Here is a 6,000-nt window from a genome sequence, read left to right as displayed (position 1 = left end):
CGCCAGCCGGGAAAGCCATCTGGCGCGACCGATTAATCGACATCGGATCGTCATCGGCAATGGCGCCATCAGGGTAACATTCGCAGATGCGGCAATACGAGGGGTCAAAGTTGGAAGCCGATTGACAGGCGTTGCACTCGGCAGAGTTGAATGACATTGATTTTGAGTTCGGCTGGCATTTTGGGGGGGCAAAATGAATTTTCTGGACGCTTGGCGTCAACATGCGACACACGTCGCATCGCGATTGCGGGACGCCGGACGCGACGCCTCGCAGCGCATCGGCAACTCGGTGGCAGGCGGGTTGAGCGCGACGGCCTCGGTTGCCGGTGAGGCGTACACCGCCGCGCTCGATTGGAAGAACAACAGCGAATTCAGCAACTGGCTGACCGAGCACCTGAGCCACCAGCGCGCGACCCTTGCCAGCAAGGCGATGGATGCCGAGTACCTCCGCACGCACATCGGCGGCGGCTGGCACCGGCTCTACGATGGCGGCCACAGTCTCGCCGGTAGCTGGAAGGCCGTTAGCGCGGTGTTGCCCGACCTTGGCGCGCTGGCGCAATTGGGCACGTGGGCGAATGAATACTGGAAAGACCTCATCACCACGCGCGTGGTGGGGGCGCCTGCGGCGAGAGGCCGTCGAGCCTGGGGCAACTCGCGCTGAGCGAGTCGGACATTGAACGGCTTCGGGCGTAGACGGCCGCTGGTGCGTTTGCCGGCGTCCGGCTAACCGAGACGCTTGCGTAAATCGCGGTAAACCGGCTTACCGGGGCGGGAAATCGCAAGACGGCTGCGGCTCAACAAGCGCCGCCGATTTTGTTTTCGGTCCGGGCGTCTCAACTCGCGGTGTGGCAACTTCCGCTTCGCCCTACGGAGCCGCCGCAACGAGAAGGGCGGAAAGAGTCCGGGTTGGGCCCATAAGCGGAAGAACTGTTCAGTAGCACAGTGCAGCTTCCTGTCCGTGAGCAGACGCCTTAACATCAAGGCATCTAGCCTTGCTTGCACCGTGAGGATAGAGCAGTGGTCGTAGTGTCAGTCGCACCAGGCTTTGCATCCTTACTGGAGACCTGCGCCGGAAGGGGGTAGATAGGTAATGCCATACTTCGCGTAGATCGGCGCTGGTATGCGCTGCTCGACCACTCGTGACACCGCGGCATCCACGGCTGCAAGCAGCGCATCGTCCGCTCGGCGAAGCCCGACTGAAACACTCCAGCGCAGTGCCGGTTCTGGCTCGTATCCGTCGGGTATCCTTACTGCCGTGCTGGGGTGTTCGTGCCGATACCAGCCGACAATCACGGGGTTTGTGGCGCCGACTTCGATTTCGCCTGCCTCGATCGCGGCAATTATGTCTTCTTGAGAGGCGAAGACCGAAACGCGGAAGCCGTGTTTGGCCAGCCACTCGTGCTCGACGGTGCCAACCATGACGCCAATCTTCTGACCGTGCAAATCCTCAAGCCGACGAACCGAAGATCGAGATGAAATGACGAGGACAACACCGCTGTCTGCGTAAGGTCTCGAATAGCGAAGAGGTAGATGGGTTGTCAGCGGCCCGGTAAGTCCCTCCCGATCATAGCTTGCGGCGGAGGTGACGACGTCCATCAAGACATCGCAATCCGAGTTCTTGATATCACCGGCGTTTCGAACCCAGGTCACACCGAGCTCAAATCCCATCTCGTGCGCCAATACTTCCGCGAGTTCGACTTCGAACCCGGCAAGACCGCCTCTATCGGTGAGGTTCGAATAAGGGAGTGCGGATGGGTTGGCGCAGAGGCGTAGGATACCATTCTGCCGCACCTCTGCCAGTGATGCAGCGTCCGCACGGTGTGTTGCGCCTTGGGCGATTAGCGTCGCGAGTACGGCGATAGCAGCACTGTCAGGGATCAGACCATGATGCATCAACGAGGCTCCAGATTCCAAACTCGCGCGCCGAGGCAACTATTCACCCACCTTAAATAGTAGCGGTGTCGTCAGGCGACAACCCGAGTACCGCCGCCTGCCGTCAACACGATCAGTTACCCCGCTCCTCACATCTGAGGTTCGCATCTAGGCGCGATCGGAAGCGCGCTGCCTAGGTCGCCTTAGGGTCAAAATGCGAAGAACTCCGCCTGAGCAAATTTGGTCCGCTCTGCCTCGCTGAGCAGCCTCAACGAGGCGTACCGCCATTTCGCTGATGGGCCAGAAGGCGTTCATTTCGCAGCTGTGCTTGTGAATGTTCCCTGTGCCCGTGCACGGCGAAAGCCCAAAAACTGAGCGACCAACGCTGGCAAAAAAAACAGCGTCGCCATGAATGCGAGCGCGAAGCCTTCATCTGTATTGACATGCGGCAAAAACGGCAGCCGAACGAACACGGCAATTACCGCCAGAACGACTATAAACAGCTTCGAGAATACTACGCAGTACAGCACGCCGAAGAAGGTGTTCGGGCTATTCGCAGCAATCCAACTTCCGAGCCAGCGGCCAGGGAGCAGGAGGACAACTAACGTGCCGACCCACGTAGCTGCAATGACTGTCAGAAGACTAATCGCGTTCATGTTGAGCCCATGCCCCAGTGTTAGCCGGCAGAATGACCAGCATTTGCTAAGGGACGATTAGCCCGATCGCTAAACAAGTGCGGCAGATGTCTACTACGGGCCGATTCTGTTGAAAAAGGCCGGCAGTATTTAGTTGTAATAGCTCCGTCGCGACTTGGCCGAACTGCTCAACCGCCTCTATGCGAGCCTCGGCCTGGGCATCGGGATCAGCTTGGCCATCTTTCGAAGGTTTTGGGCGGATGCCGAAACAGTAACCGACCAGGAGCATCCGGATCATCAGTTCAGGATCGATCGAAGGTCGGCCGATGCTACTGTAGAAGGGTGCCAGGTCCTGCCTGATCTCTTGCAGATCGACAAACCTGTCGACCGATCTCAAGAGATGGTCGGCGGGAATATGCTTCTCGAGCGAGAACTCATAGAACAAAGCAGCCTGTTCGACTTGTCGATGCCCCATCATGATCTTCAGTCCTGCCAATTAGACAGACTGAATCACTGCTATCCTTGAGTCGCAACTGCCGCCTTTTTCAACAAAATCGGTCACAAGCCGCCGAACTGGCGCGCGACTGCAAACTTCCGGTCAGCTCCTGTGAGCCGACATGCAGCGACACCCGCCAACGGAAGCGATGGGCCATGAGCTGACATACGTGTCATCACTTTCGTTTCGCCATTGGCTTTGCGAGCTCACGGGCGCTGTCGATGACGAGTTGCACAACTGGACTGACGGCGCGATCCCTTACGGTCACCATCCCATTCGGTCGACTTGCGGCCGGAAGTTCGACGGACAAGACCTTGAGAGCCGCCCCCCTGGTGAGGAATTTCAGGGCCGAAGCCGGGAAAACCGTGATGAATCGCCCTGTTTCCAGCAGACTGACCCGCATATGGGGGGAATCCGTGACCACCGTCGCGCGTGGATACTCACATCCGCTGGCGCCAAAGGCCCGCGTGACGATTGAACCGATCACGCTCTCCCGCGGCGGGAGGACCCACCGCTCCTCCGCCAGATCGGCGAGCCGGATGTTGCGCCGCCGAGCCCATGGATTTGCTGCACCCGCGGCGACGACATAGGAATCTTCAAAGAGGGATTCGAAATGCAACCGCTCGTCAGCAATGGCGCCGCCGCTCCGCACGATCAACAGATCGACTTTGCGTTCGCTCAGGTCGCGGTGCAATGCTTCTATGTAGCCGGTCACGAGCTGAAATCTGATCCGCGGGTGACGCCGCGAGAGCCGATCTATGAGCGCAGAAACGAAGCTCGCTGCTAGAAAAGCGGTGCTTCCAATCCGCACTTCTCCGGCGGTGGGGTCGGCCAGAAATTCGATGGTCTTCACGCCCTGGCGCAGCTCGTCGAAAACGGCGATGCCGCAATCGAGCAGGGCGCGGCCGCACTCGGTCGGCTCGATTCCGCGCCGGTGGCGATCAAACAAGCGGACGCCGAACGCACGCTCAAGCTCCCCGATCGATCTCGAAATATTAGGCTGAGTGGTATTGAGCATGAGCGCCGCCTTGCCCATGCTGCCGGCCTGCACCACCGCCATGAGCACATGCAGGTCATGCAGCTTCATTCGTCTTCCGATGCGATCGCTCATCTGCATGAAAGCATCCATTTCTGTTCTGAGATGGTCCCATCAGACAATAGCCTTATGCACTTATGACAGCATCAACTATTCTCCTCCCTTGACGAGAGCCCGCGCGAGTGCAGGTTTGACGGAGCAAAGCCCATGACTTCCTCCCGACGTCAATTTCTGCGCCTTGCATTGGGGGTGGCCACGCCACCTGTGCTGTCGGGTCTGGCTTGTGCGGATACCTATCCGTCGCGGCCTGTCCGGATCATAGTGGGCTTCGCTGCAGGCGGCCCGAATGACATCCTTGCGCGGCTGGTCGGGCAACGGTGGTCAGAGCGGCTCGGACAGCAATTCATCATCGAGAACCGCCCCGGAGCCGGCAGCAATATCGCAACTGATGCGGTCGTGCGTGCGCCTCCGGACGGCTACACTCTCCTGCTGGTTGGTTCCCCCAACGCGATCAATGCGACGCTTTATGAGAATCTTGATTTCAACTTCCTGCGGGACATTGCGCCGGTCGCGGGTCTGACGCGTGGAGCTCTCGCAATGGTGATAAATCCATCGGTTCCCGCCAATACAATCCCGGAGTTCGTCGCCTACGCCAAAGCCAATCCCGGGAGACTCTCCTACGGTTCGGGCGGAGTGGGCGGGATCACACACATCGCCGCGGAACTGTTCAAGCAGGAAGCCGGCGGACTCGATCTTCAACACGTGCCCTATCGAGGCGTTGCGCCCGCGATCACGGATCTGCTTGGCGGGCAGGTGCAGGTCGTCTTTGTGAACCTGGCGCCATCGATCGGGTACATCGGGAGCGGCAGGCTGCGCGCGCTCGGGTTGACGACGGCAGCGCGATCCGAAGCCTTGCCGGATGTGCCGGCCATTGGTGAATTCGTGCCGGGCTATGAAGCGAGTTCGGTGTTCGGCGTCGGCGCACCGAAAGATACCCCGACCGAGATCATCGACAGGCTCAACAAGGAGGCCAACGCCGCACTGGCCGATTCCGCGTTCAAGATGCGCCTTCGTAACCTGGATGCTACGGGACTGGGCGGGTCGCCCGCCGATTTCGGCAAGGTCATGGCTGGTGAAACCGAGAAATGGGCCAGAGTGATGAGGCTCGCGAAGATCAGACTGGAGTAGCGCGACGAAGTCTCGATGTCCGCAGCTTCCATACCCCAACAAAGAGCTGGATTCGACATGCAGCGAACGTTCAGCAAGATTTGTGCGAATGGCGGCGGCGCGTTCGATTGCTATCTGGTCACGCCCGAGGCTGAAAAGCCGGTTGCTGCCGTTGTGCTTGCTTCCGCTATTCGTGGCGTGGACACCGACATGCTCGCAATCGCCGACGAACTTGCGACCTACGGCTTCATCGTTGCGGTGCCGGATCTTTTCTGGCGTTCGATTGCCGGCCCGCTTTCTCGAAACGACCCGCGCGCGGCCCAACGTGCTCAGCCGCGCCTTGAACAAATAAGAGCCGGCGAAGTGGACATGATCGACACATTGAGGCACCTCGGCACACTCCCGCAATTCAATGGCCAGGCGGCGGTCATGGGGTTTTGCTACGGCGGTCCGTATGCGATCCTCGGGCCCAAGCGACTTGGATATGCCGCTGGGATCTGCTGCCACGGATCCGAGATGCTGGACTATCTTCACGAGCTGCCCGGAGTTCGTGGGCAAGTCTGCCTCATTTGGGGCGACGAGGACAATCGCGCGCCGGTCGAGGTGCTGAACGCGTATCGCGACCTAGCGGCGAGCATGGAAAACGTTGAAGTGCACATCTTTCCCGGGGTACTCCACGGCTACATGATGCCAAGAAGTCCGTCCTTCGATCGGGCGACACATGATTTTTCGATGAAGCGCGCGCGGGAAATTCTCGAAGGTATCGAGTGCGCAATTCGTTGAGAGCGCTTCGG

The 6,000-nt window shown here is 59.5% G+C and carries 6 protein-coding genes and 1 pseudogene; 3 read left to right on the top strand and 4 right to left on the bottom strand.

Features of this window, described 5'->3' with window-relative positions; all coding sequences use genetic code 11:
* Positions 1 to 193 precede the first annotated feature (193 nt).
* Entirely contained in the window at positions 194 to 661 is a 468-nt protein-coding gene (locus IVB12_RS23865; protein WP_247302642.1) for a hypothetical protein, read from the top strand.
* Positions 662 to 1,053: 392 nt separating this feature from the next.
* Here IVB12_RS23865 and IVB12_RS23860 read toward each other — a convergent pair whose 3' ends face one another.
* From IVB12_RS23860 to IVB12_RS23845, 4 genes and pseudogenes are all read right to left on the bottom strand, one after another.
* The gene (locus IVB12_RS23860; protein ID WP_247302641.1) at positions 1,054 to 1,893 is read right to left on the bottom strand and encodes a transporter substrate-binding domain-containing protein; all 840 of its coding nucleotides are present in this window, start codon (positions 1,891 to 1,893) and stop codon (positions 1,054 to 1,056) included.
* Between the two features lie 290 nt (positions 1,894 to 2,183).
* Positions 2,184 to 2,528, bottom strand: a complete 345-nt coding sequence (locus IVB12_RS23855; protein WP_247302639.1) for a hypothetical protein — start codon at positions 2,526 to 2,528, stop codon at positions 2,184 to 2,186.
* Positions 2,529 to 2,763: 235 nt separating this feature from the next.
* A pseudogene (locus IVB12_RS23850) lies at positions 2,764 to 2,985 on the bottom strand (transposase); the annotation flags it as partial.
* 193 nt (positions 2,986 to 3,178) lie between these two features.
* A complete protein-coding gene (locus tag IVB12_RS23845; RefSeq protein WP_247302637.1) occupies positions 3,179 to 4,120 on the bottom strand; it encodes a LysR family transcriptional regulator in 942 nt (313 codons plus the stop codon).
* A gap of 126 nt (positions 4,121 to 4,246) precedes the next feature.
* Here IVB12_RS23845 and IVB12_RS23840 point away from each other — a divergent pair, with 126 nt between their 5' ends.
* Positions 4,247 to 5,227 carry a tripartite tricarboxylate transporter substrate binding protein gene (locus IVB12_RS23840; RefSeq protein ID WP_247302636.1) on the top strand — a complete coding sequence of 327 codons (981 nt, stop codon included), beginning with the start codon at positions 4,247 to 4,249 and terminating at the stop codon, positions 5,225 to 5,227.
* A 57-nt stretch (positions 5,228 to 5,284) separates the two neighbouring features.
* The gene (locus tag IVB12_RS23835) at positions 5,285 to 5,989 is read left to right on the top strand and encodes a dienelactone hydrolase family protein (protein ID WP_247302634.1); all 705 of its coding nucleotides are present in this window, start codon (positions 5,285 to 5,287) and stop codon (positions 5,987 to 5,989) included.
* Positions 5,990 to 6,000 lie beyond the last annotated feature (11 nt).

It is taken from the genome of Bradyrhizobium sp. 179 (genome assembly GCF_023073535.1).
Lineage (GTDB): Bacteria > Pseudomonadota > Alphaproteobacteria > Rhizobiales > Xanthobacteraceae > Bradyrhizobium.
Note: the sequence above shows the minus strand (reverse complement) of the source record. Positions and strands in the feature narration are given on the sequence as shown.